The organism is Nostoc sp. NMS8 (assembly GCF_017115045.1).
Classification (GTDB): Bacteria; Cyanobacteriota; Cyanobacteriia; order Cyanobacteriales; family Nostocaceae; genus Nostoc.
This window is the reverse complement of record NZ_JABXKK010000016.1, coordinates 1-19,907: the sequence shown is the minus strand read 5'-3', so window position 1 is coordinate 19,907 and position 19,907 is coordinate 1. Positions and strand designations below refer to the sequence as shown.

Here is a 19,907-nt window from a genome sequence, read left to right as displayed (position 1 = left end):
TTGAATAAAAACGTCTGCTGTCCAGTGGAATGTCTAACTTGTCCATAGGACGGTTAAAATGTGACGAAAAGAGAATTTTGAACAATGCGATTTAGGAAATTTGACAATCCTTATCATGCTGCTATTGACCGGATATCGCGTATCCTAAGCCCAAAAACAATTCATAAAATCTTATTGGAGCCAAATTATTTAGGCTGGCAGAAGCTACCGCCGGACACTTTTGTAGCAGCTTGCATCATTGTTTGTTTACACCGGATCTGCCAAAGTTCACTAGGGTTGCTTACCTTTGCAAATTATGACTACTGAGTTGTACAAAATCCAGTACGTTGAAATGACTCCAGCCCAGGTGGAAGAATCAGAAGACGGATTAGAAATTTTAGAGATCGTAGCAGAGGTTGAAGGCGACGCATTTGAGGCGATCCATTTCTGGATAATAGATATGGAATGGAGCTTGGTCGATTATCACAAAGTAAAAGGAGCTATCCCATTAGCATTTCTGTCGCCAACGCATTACATCGCGTTGTAGTCACCAAAAGACAAAATGGAGATTTTGAATAATGACAGGAGCTGAGGATAAAATAATTCATTACGTGCCAACCAGTAAAAACTCTTACCACCACGCTGTTAAATTTTATAAATCTTTTTACGGCAGAATCAGCGTTTAACCCTCTCTAATCGGGGTTGCCCAAATGAACGTGCCAAGGTGTAGTTGACGTAAAAAGGCACATCATGAAAAAGATATCAACTATCAACGGGCTTAGAGGAATATCATCTTTGTGGGTAGTAATTTCGCATTGTGCTATTTGGGGCGGATATGGAGGATATAACCCCAACGCAAAAGTGGCAGTAGATATCTTTATGATGATATCCGGCTTTCTTATGATGTATACCACGGAAATTATTTACACTCAATACCCCCTTGAAAACAAGAGGAATTGGATAGTTTTTTACATTAGAAGATTTTTTAGGCTCTCCCCTGCCTACTATGTTGAGCTTATTGTTGCATTACTTTTAGTAGATTATTTTATACCAAGTTATCGTGAACTTGGGATGTTAAACAATAATCAATGGTTGGCAAGTATCCCAGTAGATTTTAGTATACAAAATATTTTATTGCACATTACTTATATTTTTGGATTAATGCCAAAACAAGCATTTTCAACTATGCTACCAGATTGGAGTCTAGCGCTAGAAATGCAATTTTATTTAATTTTCCCATTAATATTTTTGTTTTTAAAAAGAGCTAGCTTAGGCAACCTGGCACTATTTTTGATTGCAACAATACTTGTAAGTGTCTTATCTAGTAAATATATTATCCCTGGTTTTACAGAGCCTTCATTGATTTTTTATCAACTTCCCACATTCTTGATTGGTATTTTCATTTATTATGGAATATTTCATCAAGAGATTGAGAAAAGGAATTTTTCTCTTTTATCAGTCTTTTTATTATGCGCCGTAAAACATCAGCAAGATAACTTTTATTTATTACTTGCTGCAATACTGCTAACATTTTCACTATATGATAGTGATTCTAGCCATAAATTAAATAAATTTTTTGACGATAAAATTTTTACTGTTTTATCAGACTTGTCATACTCAGTATATTTATTTCATGGATTTTTCTTATCAATTATCGGTGCATATATAGAGCGAAATTTATATCCACTAGGGTACACAACCAACCAATGTGTAATGATAATAATAATTACAGTTATACCCTTAACATATATAACATCGTATTTTCTATATAAGTACGTAGAGTTACCTGGCATTGCCTTAGGAAAAGCTTTGATTAAAAAACTTTAGGAGTTAGGGGTGTAGTTTACAAGCAGAAGTGATTGCACTATGACCGAAGATTGCCAAACTATCGAGATAGCAGACGAAAAGGAAGATTTCGCTGATTTTCCAGATAATCGGCTTACTCGCCAGATAGACTTCCCAAATAACCAAAATTACTAGAGTGAATCCCCGTTGATTTCATAATCTAGATTCCGCAATTCAAAATAGGCTTTGAGAAAAGAAATAACCTTGTCTTGGGGATGTTCATCGTCGTCGAGTATTAGTGTATTTCCCTCGCTATCCCAACAAGGGTCAAGTCTAGCGGCTTCTAGGGTTCTAGCCAAAAAACATAACTCTAGGTCATTCCCGGTGATGTATAAACCATTTGAGCAACATACATTCATAGCAAATCTTCAAAACTTTCAGTTACCCTGAATCCCCAGTGAGTTTTAAAATTGGCGACTTAGTTAAACGTAAGGAAATACCCATTCCTGACAATGCACCTGGCGCTGTGGGGATGTCGCTCAACACTGCTTATAAAATCATTTGGATTGCTCCAAATGGCTTGTGCGTGCTGGAAAACTATCTCATGCTGGTTAATCCAGAGTATCTAAAATTGTGCCTAGAATGAATCCCCACTAGCTGCGATCGCGTTCGTACTCCTGAGCGGTTTCATACTCACGCTGAAACTGTTCTAGAGCTTCCAGTCTTTCAAATAGCTGGTCTCTCTGTGAAGTATTTACGGTTTCTAGTTCCAAAACTCTTCTAGCTACTTGCTTAATCAGCAAAAACAATACGTTTTTATCGAGATTTTCAAGTGTCTCACCGTCTACTAACAGACTGTTTAAGGTTTCACTCGTGGATGTAGTACATTCTAGAAAATTACCAATAACCTTAAAATCCCAAGTTTCACCGTCAATATCTTGGGGATGAATGTAAAAGCTATACTGATTGCTTTGGTCTTTTTGGACTCTAAGCCTAAAATCAATTGCTTTTCCATCGTGTAACTGAAAGTAATTTTCTAGTGTAAATCTATCCATCATGCTGAACATTGAAAAGATAATAAAACAGTTAGAGGATCTTAGCGAATACTTACTGTCTCTGCCCTCAACGGTTATAGCCTATTACGATTATTTATATGGCTATCCTTGGGGACGCATGAAGCTAATAGGAATGCTGTGTTTAGGCTTTGCATTCTACCTTGGGTTGTTCAACCTAATTTTCTAGACCCCAGTAACTACTCGCCGCGTGAGCTTGATTCGGTTTGCAGCCGCTCTAACTCTTTAACCCGCTTTTCTAGAAGATCGTATCGAATGAGATTAATCTGTATTATTTGTTCCATCTTGATTTGCAACTGCTCTAACGTAATCTGTAACTGTTCTAAGGTCAGTAGCAATCTTTCTTGATCGAGAGGCTTATTGATTTCAGTCATAAAGGTTTCTGAGGTGCTGATGGTTGTTCACCAGCCGCAGGTTGTTGTACCAAGTAACCGAGGATAGCCGTAGCAATGCCCCCAATAGTGCCAGCAGTTGAATGATTAATGATTCCAGTACTGCCAAGCAAACTAGATCCACCAGCGATTAAACCAAAAATAGTAGAAAGCGTATTGAGAGTAGATTTAGACATTTTGATTACTCCTGTTGAGTGTTAGTTTTCTTTATCAACTACTTTGCGGATCAAATAAGCTTTGATTTCTCGCAATTCGTTAGCGATTGCATCAATCCGATCCTCAAGATCCTCAAAGCCGTAAGCAATATTTTTTGAAATCTCGGATTGATTTCTAACAAGATGGTCAAAGTCTCGTTTTTCATTGACAGACTTCTCTGCCTCCGAAACAGCCTTTTGAACAAGCTGCTGTCTTCTTGCAACCCACCATGCAATCCAGCCAGATAGCGAACCAACAAAAGCTAGTAAAAAGCTACTTACACTAGCATCAAATTTCATGATTGTATTTACACGACTGCTGTTTTTATTGCTTTGACATCATCTTCAATTGTTGTTGTATCAACACCTTCATACTGATAAATGGCAATATTCGCGCTAATAAACCATTTAGGAACTTGGAGGGATAAAAAATAATTGAGATTTAAATCATCAAAGATGATTAAATTGAATTTCCCTAAAAACAAGCTTTCCGGCTCTCCGAGAAAACTTGCACCCAACCCAGTTGTTAAGCTGCGGCGTAAGTATCCTGCATACTTCCAAATCTTGCCGACAGGAACAGTGGTATTAACAGAGACAGCAATGATGTTTTTGTCAAACACTACAGGAATATTTATTTCAGTTATCCTTTGATAAATTGGCTTTCCTGCTGAATCATTTAAGTAACTTACAGCAGGGAAAGAATCACTGTATTGCAAATGCCAATTACTCTCTATCCCTAACTGTAAATTACGTGTCATCTCATCAATAAAGCCATGTGTTCTTCAACTTCACCAACAAAGCCTAATGGGTCAATACCAAAGTGATCTAGTAATTCAAAGTAGGTGTGATCGTCCATTACGCCAGTTAGCCACTGGTTTGCTGCACCATTGATAATAATCATCCCTTGACTAGTACTATTATCAGCTTGACCATCAACAGACACAGTTAGCAAATCGCTAATATCTGGAGGAACCCAAAGCAAATTATTGTCAGACGCAATAGACATGACTATACACCTTCTGGCACAAAGCGATATTTACTAGCCAAAGCATTTGCACTTCCAGTAAATAAACCTGTGAATGCAGTTTTATCCTTGATAGCTGTAATCACAGAATCGTAAGTATCAGCAGCGACTTTTTTGCCAAAGGAACCAGTCACAGAGTCGTTTTCATGCCTGTAGTAAAGTCGTCCTGTAATCCGCGAAGCTTCTTTGGTGGTAGCTGTAGTTACCCGTTGAATTACCGTTAATTTTGCGGGTTTAAACTTAGTACCTTCTATGATGTTGGGAGTAGTTAAAGCGTTTAAGTTTGCTTGCGTGAAAGTAAACTCTGCAAGTACACCTCGCAAAGTAGTAGCTAAAATATTACCTCTACCTCCTTGAGTATCAGCAATCAGCCTAGCAGGAAGGTATACAAGATTTGTGCCACTTGAACTAAAAGGAATAATAGCTCCAAGAACTCTATCGGTTTTTACCTTATTGGCAGCGGTGGTTACGGTTGCATAAGCTGCTTGCCTAGCTGCTGTATCCTTCTCAAGCCAAGTTATGTATTTAGCGTGATCGGCAGCCAGACGTACCCCACGACTAATATCTTTATAAGCCATTTTATTTTTTGATGAAATTTAGTTGAAACTCAACCATAGCAGCAGTTTTCGCGTGGTTTGTTTCTCGGAAACATTAGATGTTTCCTTTAGTTTTTAGCGTGGTTTTAAATTTTGACTAGGGGATGATATCTATAGGTCGTATCTACTAAAAATACTGGTTGTGGTTCACCAGGAATAAGTGCGTAAGCATACCGAAAACGGACATTAACAACTCGACGATAGGCACGTTTTTTACGCGTTTTACCCATAATTACCTGAGTTTGTGTAACAGTTCCGGTAGTGCTTGGTTTTTTCGGATTACTTACAGTAATTTTTTCCTCATCGAAAATAACATCAATTACATTGCACATTCTTTTATAAATATCAATGGCCTCAGCTTCGGTGTTAGCTAATATCCTACGTCCGTTAGAAAATCCATGCGCTGGATCTTTGTAGATTACGCCTAAATTACCTTTAGTAAGAATAATTCCTTGCTTTGCTTCTAGAAATTGTGTTCTGATTTCGGTAGCTATTTCTACTAATTTAGAATGTAAATTAGTAGAAGTATTTTCTAAACCCATTAACCTGACACTGTATTCGGCATCAGCTTTATAATCTTGTGTAGATGGAACAGATGCAGAATCCTGAGAGAAATAAAATACTATTTTTGGATGACCTTCTACTGGCGGCTCAATACTTTCTTTCGAGCCATAATATACCATTAGACCTGCTTTATTGTATCCAAGAACATCAAAAAGCAATCTATGCCTCATTGCCATAACTAGCGCACTGTCTTCATCTAAGATTGTGCAAGCTACCCGCAGGCTACCCCTTCCTGTTGCTACTTCTGGTTCCCAATCATCACCCATATCCTTGAAATAGTCTTTGACAATATGATTATGCTGTTGAATTATTACACTCTGTAAATGTTCAAATGGACTGAAATCATCGGGTAGTGGCATAAAGAATCACTCATCTGGGTTTAGGTCTACTTCAATTGCATTTGTTAAATAAGCTAGTGTATTGTCAAAGTATCCATCAATATAATCCGCACTCAACTTGTTTATTTTTAGAGATAAATCACAGACGCTAACAACTTCTGATGAGTCAACTGAGAGCATGACTTGAGATTCGACATCATCAGCAGAACTGGGGTTGACATTGTTTGAGGCGATTAATTTTACATAATCAAATATTCTAGAAAAAGTTGCTACAGCTAGATGCTTTTCAATATTTGTTACTTGAATTAATATCGTGTATCTCCTTGTAATTGTTGCTTGACCTCCAGGAATCGGCTGATTATTACTATCTATTGCTGGTGAAAAAGAGGTAAAAGTTTTTACTTCTGCACTAATCGATGGTGTTAATCGCTTCAGTGGTGTTGTGGCTATTTCCGGGAATTGAGCTACCATTTATTTAACTCCTGTTTAATCACTTGCGTCTAATTTGTCGTCAGTCTCAATCGTTGGCGAAGCGCTTGCTGTTTTAATTTCAGCTTGTTTGGCTTTTATTGCCTCCGCTTCTGGCTTATCTGTCTGTTTGATAGCGGATTCTGTTTGTTTGAGACTGTCTTCTAACTCTTTTTTCTGTGTCCCAAACTGTTCCACGGTTTGCTTAATTGAAAGTACCTCTGTTGCTACTTGGTCAACCTGTGAGACGAGATTTGTTGCGTTTTCTAATCGAGTAAACCACTTGTTTGAAAAATCGACATTGGGGTTAAACCACCCGTAGGCCTTCTCGCCTACCACGCCCCAAATACGCAATGCGTTGGCAACTTTTGCATTCCACTGTCCGACAATATTTAGTGCTGACAAAATGCTATTACCGATTGATTGGACTGAATTCAAGACATTTGCTGTTGCTTGGTAAATGCGATTTGCTGCCTTCCAATCAGCGCTTAATGCTTTGAAATTCTCCTCACCAATAGCGTCTTTTATTAACCCTTCAATACCCTTTTTCAGGATTGCACCGATATCAAATGCATTACCATCGTCACCTTTTAAGCCAATGGCACTCAACACGTTGTTAATCATGCTGAATAGTGTTGTGCCGAGGTTATTTGATAGCATTGCAGCATTGTGAATACTTGCTGCCAATGTGAGTACGTTGAGCGCTCTATCAATTTGCAACCACTTAAACCCGTTAATTAATTTACCTGCAATTCCACCCTCAAGTTGCGCTCCCAGCTTGGCGTTTATGACGGTAAGTAGACCAAGATTTCCACTATTCAACGCTGCATTGAAGCCACCGAGTATATTTGCAAGATTACTGCCAAGTGAAGACACCGTGCTAGATATAGCACCTCTTACGGCATCAATTGCTATTTTTAGTGCATTCCTGGTTTGTACGTGTTGCGCTGCGATAAAAGCCTTTAAATCAGCAACTTCGGCTTGTCCCATATCCCGTCCATCCCTTCCATCTCTGCCTGGTATTCCCGGTGTACCTGGTTTGCCATCTCTACCTGGGGCGCTTGGCAACCTGATAACTGTTGTGATGCCATTTAACCCCGGTGTACCATTGCGCCCAGGGAATCCATCTCTACCGGGCGCTCCATTTAACCCGTTTATCGCGGGTATTGCGTCCCTACCCGGTCTACCAGGTAATCCCATGTCTCCCTTATCACCTTTATCGCCCTTTAGTCCTCGTAGTAATTTAAGTGATTGATAAAGTGATATTGCGGTTACAGCAAGCCCTAGTGCTTCACCTGCTTTCTGTAATGCTTGCGCTCCAATGGATTTTGCTGACTCAGCGATATCTTGGGCTGTGGTTGCTTTCTGATATGCTGTCGTGGCATTCTCGTTTGCACGTTCCGCGTTACGTACCGCACCATCTGCTGTAGTCTGTGCTTGAGATGCTTGTGATTGAGCAGCTATCGCTGTAGATTGCGCTTGCCCGCCCAATACGTATGCAGCGCCAGCCTTGAGGTTAGCGGCTTCACCAATATCTCTAGCACTGAGAGCAATTCCTCTCACTTGCCCAATAGTGGCTTCATTATTTGCTATACGATTCTGTAGTCCTAAAAGCTTACCGAGGATGCCGGATACGCTTTCGCCCAATGCCTCTAGACCTCGCTCCACTGCATCAATCCGCGCCCCAAGAGTATTAAGGGTAGCAAGTTGCTCAATTAGTGCCGCCAGAGTACCAAGGATGTTAAATATTTCAGCAATGCGTCCTGCAAGCCTACCAATACCATTGAGCGCTTCCCTGCTTATGCCGATAGCACTCGCAGCCTGAGCAAGTGCCTCCGCAGCAATACCCTCTACTCTTGCGATAGCATTACCCAAAGCTCCGACGCGCCCTTTTAGTCCATCAACTACACCTCTCAAACCACCTACCGCCGCATTCGCCTCAAGCGCTTCACTTGAAGCTTTTATAGCAGTACTTGTTGCGGTGTGTGATTCCGAGATTGCCGTCCCTGCTTCACTAATCGCCCGTGTTGCAGTACTTTCAGCCGAAGTTGCTTTATTTACTGCGTTACCTGCATTGAGATCCGCTTGATTAGCTATTCCCTTTGCAAGTTCTGATTCTCTGCTGGCAGTTCTAGCTATATCTTCAGCAGAATTAGCCTTTACTCGTGCGCTTTCGGCTTGTTTCGCTGAGAGTTCAGCCTTCTGTTCGGCATATCCTGCCTTGTCGAAAGCGCTATTGGCTTTGCCTCTCGCTGTGCCTGCAACAGATGATGCCTCACTAGCGGTATCTTGAGCAACTACGGCTTTTCTGTCTGCCGCTACAGCTTGAGCGCGCGCCGCCCCAGCTTCCCTTGCCGCTTGTGCAGCGTCACTTATAGCATTTTCTGCTGTATTTTTTGCACTAAAAGCTTTTTCTAAAGCTTCCCTTGCCTTAGCAATTCCACTATCAATCTGTGGTTGTAACTTATTGGTAACTACCACAATTCCACCAGCTACAGCTGTCGCAATATCTGGTTGTAATGCTGATTTTGTAGTTTGTACAATTGTTGGTTTATTTGTCTCAACTACATCTTGAGCAATTGCTCTTACTTGCGCTTCTGTAAGTGTTTTTATTCCATTGAGTCTTGCATTGATGCCATCAATTTGTGATTGTAAATTGGCACAGCAATCGCACTTACTAGCGCAATTAAGCGCTGATTGCATACTCGTAATTACGCTAGAAGCATTACTCATTTATCCACATTCTTTGCTACGGAGTTGACTTGCTAAACCTTCTATTTGTGCCCAATCACTGTTGCTAACGCACTTCCCACTACAGCCAGTACCGCAAGCCGTTTCGCATTCACTTAATGAACTGTATATACCTGGTGTGTTATACACGTTTTTTTTGGTACAAGCACCGTTAATACAATCGTAAGAGTACGTTGGTGCTTCACAGCTATTAGTTGCCGACGATATAGATGGATGTAAACTACCTGGAAAATAAGTCGCAAGCACTAAAGTCCCAGCATCGCCATCACAGCGAACATCATAGGCATTGTTAGTGCTACCGTTATTGCCTAAGTCTGTTCTCGGTACGGCGTAAGGCGATTGATAGCTACCATCGGGTACGCTGTAGCTCTGAACGTCTGTACCATCTTGGTAGCCTGGTACAAGGAAATGGACAGTAAGCGTACAAGTCATTAGTAGTTATCCGGATCAATTGTTGATGAAGTATCTACTTTGGCAAGAGAAACAGTTATTTGATCTTGTCTATAATTTGCCGTTCCACGTGTCGTAAAACTAGAGAAGCCATCGCTAATTAAGATGCTTTGGTCTGTGTTTGCATCAAAATTTGTTTGCGTCAGATAACTTTTAGCCGCCAGTAAAAGTGCAACAAGATGACCCTCTGCTGTAGCTGCTGAGGGCGTCGCCAGCCCAGCACTAGTTAAGGCTGAATCTGGGATGAATAATCCCGAAGTGGATGTAGTCGCTCCACTAGCTAATCTTGTTGTTCCGGCTCCAAGAATTTGGACTAAGGTTGGTTCTGTCATAAAAGCGAATTTAATAAAGTGAATAAATCCGTTTTATGCGGCAATCAAAAATAAGTAAATGTTCCACTTTTATGTAAAACAAGAACATTTACTGAAGACGCTAAAGGCTTGCTCTGAATAGGATTAAGCCAGATTTAGCTAATAACTAAAAACAGAAATATTCCGGTTTAGCCACTGTGCAGGGTTAAACCGGAATAGTTAAGAAGAGAACAGATCGAATGAAAAATGATAGAGAAGGTCAAGCGGCTGTTCTGACTTATGCGGATTGCTCAAAAATTCGCACACAGATTAGGAGCCGCAAATACAAGTTGCTTTTCGATTTAGCTTGGTACACAGGCGAACGCTGGGGTGCTTTGGTGCAGCTGCGAGTTGCCGATGTTTACAGCGATGATGGTAGCCCACGTGAGTATATCAATTTTCGGGCCAGAACGCGCAAGGCTAAACCCAGCAGCAAGCGCCAATCACAAGACCCATCCAAACGCAAAAACCGACAAGTGCCAGTGCATCCAGTTCTCAGGGAGATATTGCTTGCATACAAGCCAGAGTCAGATTCTCTGTGGCTGTTTCCGGCACGCGTTGGAGACAAAGCAATTACTTTGAGGTGGGCAGATGCAATTTTACGCGCTGCCGTTGACAAAGCTGGGTTATCAGCCAAAGGAATTAGCACTCACAGCACCAGGAGGAGTTTCATCACCAATCTTGCGAACAAGGGTATCAACTTGGCAATGATCAAAAAAATCACTGGTCATTCTGACTTAAAAGTGCTTTCGGCATATATCGAAGTCAGTGAAGACGATATGAAAAACGCGATCGCTACTCTATGAATGCTAAACTCCTATTCCTGCAAATCGAAATTTTCTTTGAGCGCTTGCAGCAAGGGGAATATGACCATCCCCTGTATTTAGCTATGGCCTTAGAAAATCTCGCTAACCAGGCATGGGAGCAAGTCGATGAAATTTACCCTAATCTGTGACAAAGTTTCAATGAGCAGGTAAGGTAAGCTCAAATCACAAATTAGTCACAGCGCGATCGCTTTCTCAAAGAGTTGATCGCATTTTTAAATCGGAGAAAAATATGGATACTGCAATCAAACAAATTACAGTCCAAGAACTGATTCTTGAATTACAAAATTTTCCCAGCGATGCACAGATATCTCTGACTGATGGCTATGGCGAAACATTTAGCATCGTCGGTTTTGAGGCTGGGTCTGACGGCGTGAATATTGTCATTGCTGACGATGTTGATAGCGACGATGACGGGTAAACCCAAGTACGGCAGGGTTTCTGCTACGCTAACTTTTGATGTAGTCTCATGCTGGCAGTTGTTTGCATGAGCTTTTTTATACTTGTCGATCGCACTCTGCCGAATTATAATGTCAGACTTTTGCCAGTTGGTGGGGGAAGTAAGCTTTGGCAAGTCGTTTTTTGCGATCGTCGCACTTTAACCAAATACCATCGGCTCTAATGGTGGTAATGGTTGCAAAGGTTTCCTTATACTTGCCAACCAGAATAACTACCTTGTCTCCCACGCTAAAGTCACTCCTGGGGGATTGTGATAAGCATTGCAAGTCAGTGAAGGTCAGGCTAAATCTGCCTCGTCCTGATACTTGGCAACTGGCTTCGGAGAATTCATCAAAAATCTGGAATATTTTTACCTCTCGTTTGAAGGACGCACTCCAGTAGCTAGCTTTCTCCTGGAGCAGAGGCATGATCGGCAATTCTGGTTCGAAAGCTTGTAGTACATGGTTGTTGTCATCGAGGCGATCGCAATCGCATTGGATCACCTCATGATCACCTTGCGATCGCCTTACCGGATCACCTTCTGGATTCCTTGTCACATCTACGTTTCCGGCAAAGGTGATCAGGGCATCTGTCTCAACATCGATTTTTTTTTCTAATTCAGAATTTGATAAAACTTCGATTTCCGGCATACTTAGATGATCACCTTCGTTACAATTGGGTAAAAGCTCTTGCTTTGTATGGCTTGCAGAATTGTAACGAAGGTGATCCGTCAAGGTGATCATAGGGTGATCATGAGGTGATCCATTGTTTTTATACATCTCTGGTGACTCGTTTATTTCTTCTGACTGACAAGAGCTTGAGTCATTTTCAAGGGTGATCCTCGGAGACGATGTTACTGTTGCGGTTTGTAAAGGATTTTCTGTACTACAATTTTCGGACTCACGGGCGATGTAATACAGTTTTGCAGTCCCGCTAAAGTTTCTCTCATCAAGGATTACTAGCCCATCTCTTGCTAACTGTCCTAAACATCGTCGAGCGTTGCCTGGTGTCGTTTTAAGGTAATGGGCTATCTCTTCGGCTTGATATTTAACGTTGGCGTGTTCCTGGAGGAATTTAACTATCTGGTCTTTGGTGGACAGATCCGGGGAACCCAACTCTTGCCCAACTTCCTCTAGCACGGAGAAACTAAAGTCTTCTTCGTTGAAAAATAAGCGATAGCTTGCGGGGAAGCGGCGCGATCGCGATTTCTCGATCGTGAGAATTTTCTCTTGGGGGTTAGCGCTGGGGTTGGGGTCTTTCTCTAATTTGATAACTTCTGAGACAGCATTTCTAACTGCTGTCGTCCCTCTAGACCCTCCGCTTTTGTTGGTGTGGTGAACGATAACTACAGTTATCCCGGTTTCTGCCGCGAATTTGTTTAGCTCCAGGACAGGGCGGGAGTATTCTGTTCTGTTTTCGTCGTAAAGGGAGTAGCGGTTAACAAAGGTTAGGGAGTCAATCATCACGATCGCAGGTTTAAACTCGGTAGCATCTTCATACAGAGTCGGCATAGCATCAGTGTTCCAGCCAAATCTGACCCCTGTCTTTTTACGAACTTCTGTACCTGGTTTAAACCCACGTTTATTTAGGGCCTGAAGCATGTCGTGTTTTGATTCGTCACCCTGGTAAATTAAAACCCGTCGCCCGTCAGAGGTGGCAGGGAACCCATTCCAGTTTTTACCAGAGGCGATGCAGTGGAGTAAGTCATAAAGCCACTTCGTTTTACCAACTCCACCATCGGCGATTACTAGCGCGGTGGTTGCCTGTGGAAGTATTCCGCCCAAAAGCCATTTCCTTCCCTGTGTGCCTACTTCCTCTTCAAGTTCATCTAAGCTTTTACGTGGCTCAACTGTGGCGCACAGAGATTTCATGTAAAGGTCTTCGAGGTCTTTAACTCTTCTGCCAGGGCTGCTATTAGCTAATTCTTGAAGCTTGTATAGTTTCAGACCAGGATTAGATGTTTTGAGGTAGATGTTTTCTAGTTCACTAATTAGCTGGTTGTAGTGCCACAGTTGATTTTCTTCTTTTGTTGGCGCTACTGGTGCTGAGAAGATTGTCTTAATTTTATTTTCAAATGCTACAGAAATCTCTGCCCATTCTGTCTGGGTATCGTAAGCCAATTGTTCAAGTTCATTAGCATCTTTTATTGCTTTTCTACGCCAAGCATTTTCAATAACTAAAAACGCTAAACTATCAATGTTGACTGCACTAACGGTTCTGTCGAAAAGGCTAGCTAGCTTATTTCTGCCACCAATTCTTAGTAGCAATTCATTGTCTGATAACCAGCTAGTAACGTGCAACAAGTCTGTTGGCTGCCCTCTCTTGCAAAGTCTTAAGCAGGCTTGGTAAATATCCTTGTGTGCGCCAATATAAAAGTGTTCTGGCTTTAATCTATCTTTGATTCTATAGATTGCATCCGGGTCAAGAAGTATTCCACCTAATATCCCTTCTTCTGCTGCAATGTTGCATGGTGGAAGCCTGTTATTATCAGGTTTAAAGTTTGGTTCTTCGGTGTATGTATAGGGAACTACTACCATTGTTCTGTCCCCCGATTAGCTAGCTTTGAGTTATTTGATGTGGTAGAATGTGGGAAAGTAACGGTTATTTGACCGCTTAATCTTATTAAGTATTTGTTCATTTTTTACTGATGTTTTATTGTATTGAATTCACCAATGTACAAGTTGGTGAGTTTTTTTTTGCGTGTGGTGATTTGCTTAGTTGCTATTGAGACATTGTTGATAGTTGCTATTTAAAATCCACCTCCTGACTCAAACCATCTTTTATCCAGTTCCTTAACGAGTTCTTCCCATCCTTTGAGTGGCATTCTGTTGGGATAACCGTATTTTTGGAATGTGCTGATTATTCGAGGGTCTTTCCAGTCGATCGCTAGAATTCCGATGATGTGCTGACATTCCCAGTAGGCATGAACAAGTTTTGTGAGATGAACGATGTATTTGTGAGAAAGGTCTGTGATGCCAGAGATAGGGCGGTTTGTTTTAGTGGCAGATTCCTGGAAGAATTTCTGAATTCGTGGATGCTGCCACGTCCACCCCAGGCGGGTCATCTCGGTTTCTAGTTGGGTGATTGCTGTTTGAGTTGCCATTGGTCATTAGTTATTGGGCATTGGGAAAACTTAGGAAAGGCGGATGAAGTTCGTAGCTTGATCCGCCATGTTCTGTATCAAAAGAGAGCGCGAAATGAATAACGAAATCATCTTGTACGACGATGATGTTGTTTCTATGGACAAGGATGTTAGTTTTACTGGTAATACAACATCTACGTGTGGAGAGTTGATCGAGTCTCTGAAGGATTTGGCGTTTAGATCGATAGAAAGAGATGAGCTTGAGAATGGTGTCATTTGTAAAGTCATGCTGACTAAAGGCGGAGGCTGGCAGAAAGGAAGACTCAGATTAAGACTAGATTTTGTCCCAGATGAACCAGAAGCCTCTCAGCAGAATCCTTCCATGATTCTTGGTCAGCCAGAATTATCATTAGATGACCTCCGATCGCAACTCAATCCCGAATAGTCTGTCATTGGTCATTGCTTCGTGGCGATCGCACTCCACTTTGAAGTCAGCGCGATCGCCACGAATAAAGCCGTCTACCTAAAGAGGCAAACGGCTTTATTCTTGATTTTCTTCGTTAGGCAATGGAGACTTGCCCTCGCTCGAAACTAAGTTGTAAATTTCTTCCTCAAGCTCCTCAACTTCTTTTCGGAAGTCTTCCTCTTCTTCCTTGAGATAATTAAGTTGAGATTCCAAGAGATGTTGATGCGTCTTGAGACTTGAAAGATGCTTCTCTTGAATACGTTTGAGGCGCTCTAAGATTTTCCCAGAAGGAGTCCTTCTTCGTTTACTTGTTCTCCTAGAGGTATCTTGCGTTGAGCAATCAACCTGATTAGGTCTGACCTGTTCAAGCCCATAGAGTGAGCTTGATCCCTGAAATCCTCCCAATCTTTCAGGCTGATCAAAAACGTGGCTCGAATTGAGTCCTCTGCTAGTTTCTTGGGTCTGGCCATTTTCACATATCACGACAACACCCCCATTTTATTGTATGAATAAAACCTTTCTGTATGAATAAAACGCTTGACAGGTTTCATTCATATAATATACTAGCATTAGTTATATATGAAAGAAACTCGATAGATAGCTCCCCCCTGCCACCTTGCAGGGCATCCCAATAAACCGGAGCAAGCATCCACGCCACCTTGCGCGGAAACACCCTGTATCTGATGCCCAATGACTGATGACTAACCAAAAACTAATGGAGGAACTAACACCAAATCAACTACTTGAAGCCAGAAATTGGATTAGAGATTGCTGTCCCTGGGGTGATCTATATGAAGAGGAGGTGGATCAACTGACCGACGATGAAGTGACAGCAGGGATTGCAAGACATTATGAGGGAGGAATCAGCGAATTTAAAAACATCGTGCCAGAAGAACAGTAAAAAGGCGATCGCACTCAGGATATGAGGACTGCGATCGCCAAATGCATAGTATTTAACAAGGAGATTTTACCAATGTCGAAGCCATTAGGCTACTACACGGCTCATACCCCAGGCGATGGTTCCTACCTGGAATTGTTGGAGGAGAGGTACGGTGCAACATTCGAGAAGATAACCAAAAAAGAAAAACTTTTTCTTGTGGCAGCAATTGCGGATCAACTCTGCGCTGAACAAGATGGCGATCCTCGCATTGAGATTAAGCAATTGCCTTCTGAAATGTATAAAAATTCACTAGCAGATAGCGACCTCATGGGCTTACTCGAAGCACTCATTGCACAAATTCGCTGGGGGCAACAACATGAGCCAGTTGTACACCACTCCTGAAGCAGCGCGGGAAACGGGAATCCCAGAAAGCACGATCCGCAGTTGGTTAAGCCGACATCCTTCAGTGTTCCAGTTTAATGTTCACGTTGTGAGCGATGAACACAAGCAAAAGCTGTGGACTGAGGCGGGAATTGAACTGTTGCAGAGTCGGCGTGCAACGAAAACTGCAACTAAGGATGATGCAAATTTTGATGCAGAATCCGACGCACCCGATTTACTTGAGTCGCTATTAGATGAAGATGCAGAGCGACTCGCCAACGAATATTGGCGGCTGTTACCGGGGCGAACATTGCAACGCATTAAACAGATGAGGGACAATCCCACACCTGAGCAGCGCCAAATAGTGCAAACATCAGTCCGCGCTGCAATCAACGCCGGAACTGAGCATCTACTCTTACCCACATATCAGCCGATGTTGCTGGAGGGAGGAGATGAAACAGACTAAACGACAAGTCACCAGTAAGGTTGTACCATTCACCGGGGAATTTTACCCAGATACACCAGAACCGACGCCAGGCGGAAATAATCTAGCTGCATTTTTAGTCATGCTTGCAGCTGCACTGGTTGCCGGTTTAAGCATGGGTGCAATCTCAACTTACCAGAGCGCGGATCAAGTCCAGTTGAGGGAGATGAAAGCTCAAAGCCAACAGCTTGAGAAGGTCAAAAACCAAGTTTGTAGATAGTAGATAGGAGTAAATAATGGGAATCCTTGCACGAATTACCAGCGCTGCAAAGTCCAGTAACAAGAGTAATGAATCGTCGCTCTCCACAGGGGGCCACGGAATTGATAAAAATCGGGTGCTTGCTCCAACAGATCCAAACGTAGTTAACCCCGTGAACGCGGGAACTTGGGAAACTGTCAGGACAGCACCAGTAAATCATACACCACGGTATTTCAACAAAGCTGAGGCTGATGCACTCAAGCAGGTTGCAGTCCAGAAGAGAGAAGAAGCGCGTCAGGCTAAACGCGCCTACAAGTCTCTAAGAAAACTAGAAGAATCTGATGCACAGGTACACACTGCCCATCGTACCTACATTAAGGGAGTTGCTGACAACGAACTCACCAAGAAACGCTCTGATGCAAAGCCTAACTTTGCATTTACACGCGCTGCGCCCTGAATATGCAAAGTTAGGCTTTGGTCTAGACCGCGCTGAGAACAAAGCACAGCAACGCATTGACGAACTGAAAGCCAAAGTCAAGGATAAATACTAATGGCAAAGGCGGTACACCTGGGAGCTTGGTTCCTTCTGGGATGTATCGCCTCTAGCTCAGTGGCTTGGCTAGGGGCGCTGCATCCTGCTTTATTTCGGGTGATGTGGGTTATCTACATTATGTGTTGTGCTGCGCTATGCCTTGCACTGTTGACGGATGACGCTGTTAGACCGTTTCTCAAGCTATCCCAGCATGACTATTACGCCCTGCTGATTGCGATCGCGGTTTCGATTGTCTTGGGAGGGATGCTGTCATGGCTAATAGGTGGTTAAAAACCAATTGTCTTATCGCCAGTGCAACAGCTTTTTGGCTAACTGCACTTTCCCCGGTTCCCGCGATCGCTAAAGGAATCAGCTACAGTCTGGCACTTGTTGCATCAGTGCAACTCGTCGGTGAGTCGCGGCGGCTAATTGTTCAGGATGCCCGACGTGCAGCACTGGCGGCTATGAACCAAGAACTAGAGCAAACCGAATTCGCACTGCATACTCAGCAGCAAGAGCAAGTACTTTACGAAGTCTATGGCGATGCACCGACTTACCCGCCGGAAGTCGATCGCGAATTAAAAACCAGCCTAGAACACTTGTATAAAGAGCCGAGCGCGGATCGAAGTCATGAAACTTCCACTTCCACTTCCCAGGAAAAAGCCTTCTATCTAGCGATTAAGTCGCTTTTGGAAGTCAAAGGTAAAACCCATGTTATTGAGCGAGTTCTCAAAATGGGAGGTCGCCAGTGGGACGATGCAGAGCGGCTATTGCAACAAATTTTAGATGAAGGACAGAGAAATGGATGGTAACGAAGTGCTAAGTTTGGTGCTTGTCAAGATGGCAACGTCTCCAGTTAAAGCGGATCGAGATGCGATCGCGCGAATTGAGCGCGAATGTCAAGCGGATATTACCAAAATTACGACCTCATTAGAGAACTCGCGGATCATTGCCGAAGCCCTAAACAGCCATGAGCAGGGCAAAGGATTGAAGATATTAGCAACGGGTCTGTTTTGGTCTGGTGTTATTGGTATTGCCACTCTTTTTATTAGACCTTCTTATATCTGGTGTGGCGTGTCGCTGGGCTTTGTGTCTGGGCTTGCTGGCAGAGTCGTGGAGCCGTTCAAAAGTTGAAATTGCGATCGCGCTTCTGGTTGAAAAGTGCGATCGCGTTTCACAACTACATCTACCAAGTCAGAATATACCAGATTGTGATTTATGACTAGCGAAATGAGCGACCAAGAAAAGTCCACAGAATGGAGTAATACGATACTCAAAAACGATAAATGGTGCATTCTAGACACCGAAACCACAGGATTGAGTAACAATGCAGAAGTAATTCAGATAGGACTTCTTACTAGTTCTCAAGAATACCAAACCCTTGTAAAACCAACTATTGCAATTAGTGAAGCCGCATCTGAGATACACGGCATCTATGATCGTGACGTAGTGCAAGCACTTCCTTTTGAACAAATCTTTTTGGATGTGTGGAAGTTCCTAAGTGATAAAGATGTAATCATTTACAATTCGGAATTCGATTTAAAAGTAATCAGGAATTCTCTAAAAGCTAGAGGCATTCAAATTGCCTTTCCAAATAGCGACCGTAGGAACTGTAGGATTTTCACCAATGGCGGATCGATTCATTGTGCAATGCACTATTACTCTCAATACGTTGGTGAGTGGAATGAGTATCACGGTAATTACAAATGGCAGAAATTACCAGGAGGAGACCATTCTGCATTGGGAGATTGCAAGGCAACGCTAGAAGTAATCAAGCAAATGTCTGACGCTCCTTTTTAACTTTACTGTCGGACAAAACCACTAACTAAGCCAAGTGACTTTATCCCAGCGAGAAGCAGGTACAAACCTGCTTCATTTTGGGATGAGTTTTTAATGGAAATTTAACTATGAAAAATATTGAACACCGAATTAAGGAGGCTAACGGACGACTCCGTAATTACAGCATAAACATAGAGCAAATTGGCAGCAGACTTTATTTACGGGCGACACTTCCCCCAAAGCCACAATCAATAAATAACAACTGGCATCAACAGAAAATAAATATTACTGTCGCTAACCTCGACGGGGTAAAGCTTGCTGAGAAGGAAGGTAAGTTGCTCAGACTTAAGCTGGATACTAAAACCTTTGATTGGAACGATTATTTAAGGTCAGAATCACAAAATAAAGTGAAAACTATTGGTGAATTGATTCAAGAATTTGAGAAAGATTATTTTGAAAGAAGGCAACGTAACTTCAAGACAGAAAGTACATGGAAAGTTGAATATCAGACAGTTTTTAAAACACTGCCTCAACACGAAATACTTAATACTGAAGTGCTAAAGCAAGCCATTTTAACAACCACGCCAGATACAAGAACGCGGAAACGATTTTGCTTGACACTACGATTATTGGCTAAATTTGCTGACCTTGATTTTAATCCTAATTCTTATTCAGCAATACTCCGGACAATTTTTAGTTGACGGAATAGACAAGAAAGCTATCGAACCATTACAGCAGTTTTCATGTATTTAAACCACATCTTTCGTAGGGGCACAGCAATGCTGTGTCCCTACCACGTGGTCTATTTACCTGAAAATAGCTGTAAGGTGCTGATTAGAAAAAACTTGCACCGACTCGATAGCCATATGGAAATTGTA

The 19,907-nt window shown here is 42.2% G+C and carries 33 protein-coding genes; 17 read left to right on the top strand and 16 right to left on the bottom strand.

Annotated elements, in window-relative coordinates; translation table 11 throughout:
* The first annotated feature begins 295 nt into the window (after positions 1–295).
* Complete coding sequence (locus HWQ39_RS01300) at positions 296–526, top strand: hypothetical protein (protein ID WP_292840448.1); 231 nt, start codon at positions 296–298, stop codon at positions 524–526.
* Positions 527–729: 203 nt separating this feature from the next.
* On the top strand, positions 730–1,806 hold the full coding sequence (locus HWQ39_RS01295; RefSeq protein WP_292840445.1) for an acyltransferase: 1,077 nt from the start codon (positions 730–732) through the stop codon (positions 1,804–1,806).
* Between the two features lie 149 nt (positions 1,807–1,955).
* Here HWQ39_RS01295 and HWQ39_RS01290 read toward each other — a convergent pair whose 3' ends face one another.
* The gene (locus tag HWQ39_RS01290; RefSeq protein ID WP_292840442.1) at positions 1,956–2,183 is read right to left on the bottom strand and encodes a hypothetical protein; all 228 of its coding nucleotides are present in this window, start codon (positions 2,181–2,183) and stop codon (positions 1,956–1,958) included.
* A gap of 38 nt (positions 2,184–2,221) precedes the next feature.
* Between HWQ39_RS01290 and HWQ39_RS01285 the strand changes: the two genes are divergently transcribed.
* Entirely contained in the window at positions 2,222–2,410 is a 189-nt protein-coding gene (locus tag HWQ39_RS01285; protein ID WP_292840438.1) for a hypothetical protein, read from the top strand.
* A gap of 7 nt (positions 2,411–2,417) precedes the next feature.
* Here HWQ39_RS01285 and HWQ39_RS01280 read toward each other — a convergent pair whose 3' ends face one another.
* The 12 genes from HWQ39_RS01280 to HWQ39_RS01225 all read right to left on the bottom strand — a co-directional run bounded on the left by HWQ39_RS01280 (position 2,418) and on the right by HWQ39_RS01225 (position 9,946).
* Positions 2,418–2,822 (bottom strand): hypothetical protein, encoded by a 405-nt coding sequence (locus tag HWQ39_RS01280; protein WP_292840435.1) that lies wholly within the window; start codon positions 2,820–2,822, stop codon positions 2,418–2,420.
* 194 nt (positions 2,823–3,016) lie between these two features.
* A complete protein-coding gene (locus tag HWQ39_RS01275) occupies positions 3,017–3,211 on the bottom strand; it encodes a hypothetical protein (protein ID WP_292840432.1) in 195 nt (64 codons plus the stop codon).
* The gene (locus tag HWQ39_RS01270; protein WP_292840430.1) at positions 3,208–3,405 is read right to left on the bottom strand and encodes a hypothetical protein; all 198 of its coding nucleotides are present in this window, start codon (positions 3,403–3,405) and stop codon (positions 3,208–3,210) included. Before HWQ39_RS01270 ends, HWQ39_RS01275 begins: the two co-directional genes overlap by 4 nt.
* 21 nt (positions 3,406–3,426) lie before the next feature.
* On the bottom strand, positions 3,427–3,723 hold the full coding sequence (locus HWQ39_RS01265; protein ID WP_292840427.1) for a hypothetical protein: 297 nt from the start codon (positions 3,721–3,723) through the stop codon (positions 3,427–3,429).
* 8 nt (positions 3,724–3,731) lie between these two features.
* The gene (locus HWQ39_RS01260; RefSeq protein ID WP_292840424.1) at positions 3,732–4,181 is read right to left on the bottom strand and encodes a hypothetical protein; all 450 of its coding nucleotides are present in this window, start codon (positions 4,179–4,181) and stop codon (positions 3,732–3,734) included.
* Positions 4,178–4,429, bottom strand: a complete 252-nt coding sequence (locus HWQ39_RS01255) for a hypothetical protein (protein WP_292840421.1) — start codon at positions 4,427–4,429, stop codon at positions 4,178–4,180. The genes HWQ39_RS01260 and HWQ39_RS01255 overlap by 4 nt, the downstream gene beginning before the upstream one ends.
* Before the next feature lie 2 nt (positions 4,430–4,431).
* The gene (locus HWQ39_RS01250) at positions 4,432–5,025 is read right to left on the bottom strand and encodes a hypothetical protein (protein WP_292840418.1); all 594 of its coding nucleotides are present in this window, start codon (positions 5,023–5,025) and stop codon (positions 4,432–4,434) included.
* 104 nt (positions 5,026–5,129) lie between these two features.
* The gene (locus HWQ39_RS01245; protein ID WP_292840415.1) at positions 5,130–5,966 is read right to left on the bottom strand and encodes a hypothetical protein; all 837 of its coding nucleotides are present in this window, start codon (positions 5,964–5,966) and stop codon (positions 5,130–5,132) included.
* Between the two features lie 6 nt (positions 5,967–5,972).
* A complete protein-coding gene (locus HWQ39_RS01240; protein WP_292840412.1) occupies positions 5,973–6,416 on the bottom strand; it encodes a hypothetical protein in 444 nt (147 codons plus the stop codon).
* Between the two features lie 15 nt (positions 6,417–6,431).
* Complete coding sequence (locus tag HWQ39_RS01235) at positions 6,432–9,146, bottom strand: hypothetical protein (RefSeq protein WP_292840409.1); 2,715 nt, start codon at positions 9,144–9,146, stop codon at positions 6,432–6,434.
* On the bottom strand, positions 9,147–9,596 hold the full coding sequence (locus tag HWQ39_RS01230; RefSeq protein ID WP_292840406.1) for a hypothetical protein: 450 nt from the start codon (positions 9,594–9,596) through the stop codon (positions 9,147–9,149).
* On the bottom strand, positions 9,596–9,946 hold the full coding sequence (locus HWQ39_RS01225; protein WP_292840404.1) for a hypothetical protein: 351 nt from the start codon (positions 9,944–9,946) through the stop codon (positions 9,596–9,598). Before HWQ39_RS01225 ends, HWQ39_RS01230 begins: the two co-directional genes overlap by 1 nt.
* Positions 9,947–10,164: 218 nt before the next feature.
* Here HWQ39_RS01225 and HWQ39_RS01220 point away from each other — a divergent pair, with 218 nt between their 5' ends.
* The 3 genes from HWQ39_RS01220 (at position 10,165) to HWQ39_RS01210 (ending at position 11,209) form a co-directional block, all read left to right on the top strand.
* Positions 10,165–10,770, top strand: a complete 606-nt coding sequence (locus tag HWQ39_RS01220) for a site-specific integrase (protein WP_292840400.1) — start codon at positions 10,165–10,167, stop codon at positions 10,768–10,770.
* On the top strand, positions 10,767–10,919 hold the full coding sequence (locus HWQ39_RS01215; protein WP_292840397.1) for a hypothetical protein: 153 nt from the start codon (positions 10,767–10,769) through the stop codon (positions 10,917–10,919). Before HWQ39_RS01220 ends, HWQ39_RS01215 begins: the two co-directional genes overlap by 4 nt.
* Before the next feature lie 101 nt (positions 10,920–11,020).
* The gene (locus tag HWQ39_RS01210; protein ID WP_292840394.1) at positions 11,021–11,209 is read left to right on the top strand and encodes a hypothetical protein; all 189 of its coding nucleotides are present in this window, start codon (positions 11,021–11,023) and stop codon (positions 11,207–11,209) included.
* A 112-nt stretch (positions 11,210–11,321) separates the two neighbouring features.
* Here HWQ39_RS01210 and HWQ39_RS01205 read toward each other — a convergent pair whose 3' ends face one another.
* Together HWQ39_RS01205 and HWQ39_RS01200 are read right to left on the bottom strand one after the other, a co-directional pair.
* Positions 11,322–13,763, bottom strand: coding sequence for a DnaB-like helicase N-terminal domain-containing protein (locus HWQ39_RS01205; protein ID WP_292840392.1), 2,442 nt, complete (start codon positions 13,761–13,763; stop codon positions 11,322–11,324).
* A gap of 212 nt (positions 13,764–13,975) precedes the next feature.
* Positions 13,976–14,329 carry a hypothetical protein gene (locus HWQ39_RS01200; protein ID WP_292840389.1) on the bottom strand — a complete coding sequence of 118 codons (354 nt, stop codon included), beginning with the start codon at positions 14,327–14,329 and terminating at the stop codon, positions 13,976–13,978.
* A gap of 67 nt (positions 14,330–14,396) precedes the next feature.
* Here HWQ39_RS01200 and HWQ39_RS01195 point away from each other — a divergent pair, with 67 nt between their 5' ends.
* Complete coding sequence (locus HWQ39_RS01195) at positions 14,397–14,753, top strand: KGK domain-containing protein (protein WP_292840386.1); 357 nt, start codon at positions 14,397–14,399, stop codon at positions 14,751–14,753.
* A 96-nt stretch (positions 14,754–14,849) separates the two neighbouring features.
* On the opposite strand, the gene HWQ39_RS01190 is transcribed toward HWQ39_RS01195, so the two are convergent.
* Positions 14,850–15,257, bottom strand: a complete 408-nt coding sequence (locus HWQ39_RS01190; RefSeq protein WP_292840383.1) for a hypothetical protein — start codon at positions 15,255–15,257, stop codon at positions 14,850–14,852.
* A 214-nt stretch (positions 15,258–15,471) separates the two neighbouring features.
* Between HWQ39_RS01190 and HWQ39_RS01185 the strand changes: the two genes are divergently transcribed.
* The 10 genes from HWQ39_RS01185 (at position 15,472) to HWQ39_RS01140 (ending at position 19,730) form a co-directional block, all read left to right on the top strand.
* A complete protein-coding gene (locus HWQ39_RS01185; RefSeq protein ID WP_292840380.1) occupies positions 15,472–15,675 on the top strand; it encodes a peptide ABC transporter substrate-binding protein in 204 nt (67 codons plus the stop codon).
* 72 nt (positions 15,676–15,747) lie between these two features.
* Positions 15,748–16,056, top strand: coding sequence for a hypothetical protein (locus HWQ39_RS01180; RefSeq protein WP_292840377.1), 309 nt, complete (start codon positions 15,748–15,750; stop codon positions 16,054–16,056).
* Positions 16,031–16,501, top strand: coding sequence for a hypothetical protein (locus HWQ39_RS01175; RefSeq protein WP_292840374.1), 471 nt, complete (start codon positions 16,031–16,033; stop codon positions 16,499–16,501). Before HWQ39_RS01180 ends, HWQ39_RS01175 begins: the two co-directional genes overlap by 26 nt.
* Positions 16,488–16,739: a hypothetical protein gene (locus HWQ39_RS01170; RefSeq protein ID WP_292840371.1), complete on the top strand. Its 252-nt coding sequence runs from the start codon at positions 16,488–16,490 to the stop codon at positions 16,737–16,739. Before HWQ39_RS01175 ends, HWQ39_RS01170 begins: the two co-directional genes overlap by 14 nt.
* A gap of 16 nt (positions 16,740–16,755) precedes the next feature.
* A complete protein-coding gene (locus tag HWQ39_RS01165) occupies positions 16,756–17,175 on the top strand; it encodes a hypothetical protein (RefSeq protein ID WP_292840368.1) in 420 nt (139 codons plus the stop codon).
* Between the two features lie 93 nt (positions 17,176–17,268).
* Positions 17,269–17,541 (top strand): hypothetical protein, encoded by a 273-nt coding sequence (locus HWQ39_RS01160; protein WP_292840365.1) that lies wholly within the window; start codon positions 17,269–17,271, stop codon positions 17,539–17,541.
* The gene (locus HWQ39_RS01155) at positions 17,523–18,062 is read left to right on the top strand and encodes a hypothetical protein (protein ID WP_292840362.1); all 540 of its coding nucleotides are present in this window, start codon (positions 17,523–17,525) and stop codon (positions 18,060–18,062) included. The genes HWQ39_RS01160 and HWQ39_RS01155 overlap by 19 nt, the downstream gene beginning before the upstream one ends.
* The gene (locus HWQ39_RS01150; RefSeq protein WP_292840360.1) at positions 18,037–18,384 is read left to right on the top strand and encodes a hypothetical protein; all 348 of its coding nucleotides are present in this window, start codon (positions 18,037–18,039) and stop codon (positions 18,382–18,384) included. The genes HWQ39_RS01155 and HWQ39_RS01150 overlap by 26 nt, the downstream gene beginning before the upstream one ends.
* Before the next feature lie 84 nt (positions 18,385–18,468).
* Positions 18,469–19,050: a 3'-5' exonuclease gene (locus tag HWQ39_RS01145; RefSeq protein ID WP_292840357.1), complete on the top strand. Its 582-nt coding sequence runs from the start codon at positions 18,469–18,471 to the stop codon at positions 19,048–19,050.
* Between the two features lie 107 nt (positions 19,051–19,157).
* A complete protein-coding gene (locus tag HWQ39_RS01140) occupies positions 19,158–19,730 on the top strand; it encodes a hypothetical protein (RefSeq protein ID WP_292840354.1) in 573 nt (190 codons plus the stop codon).
* Positions 19,731–19,907: the final 177 nt, after the last annotated feature.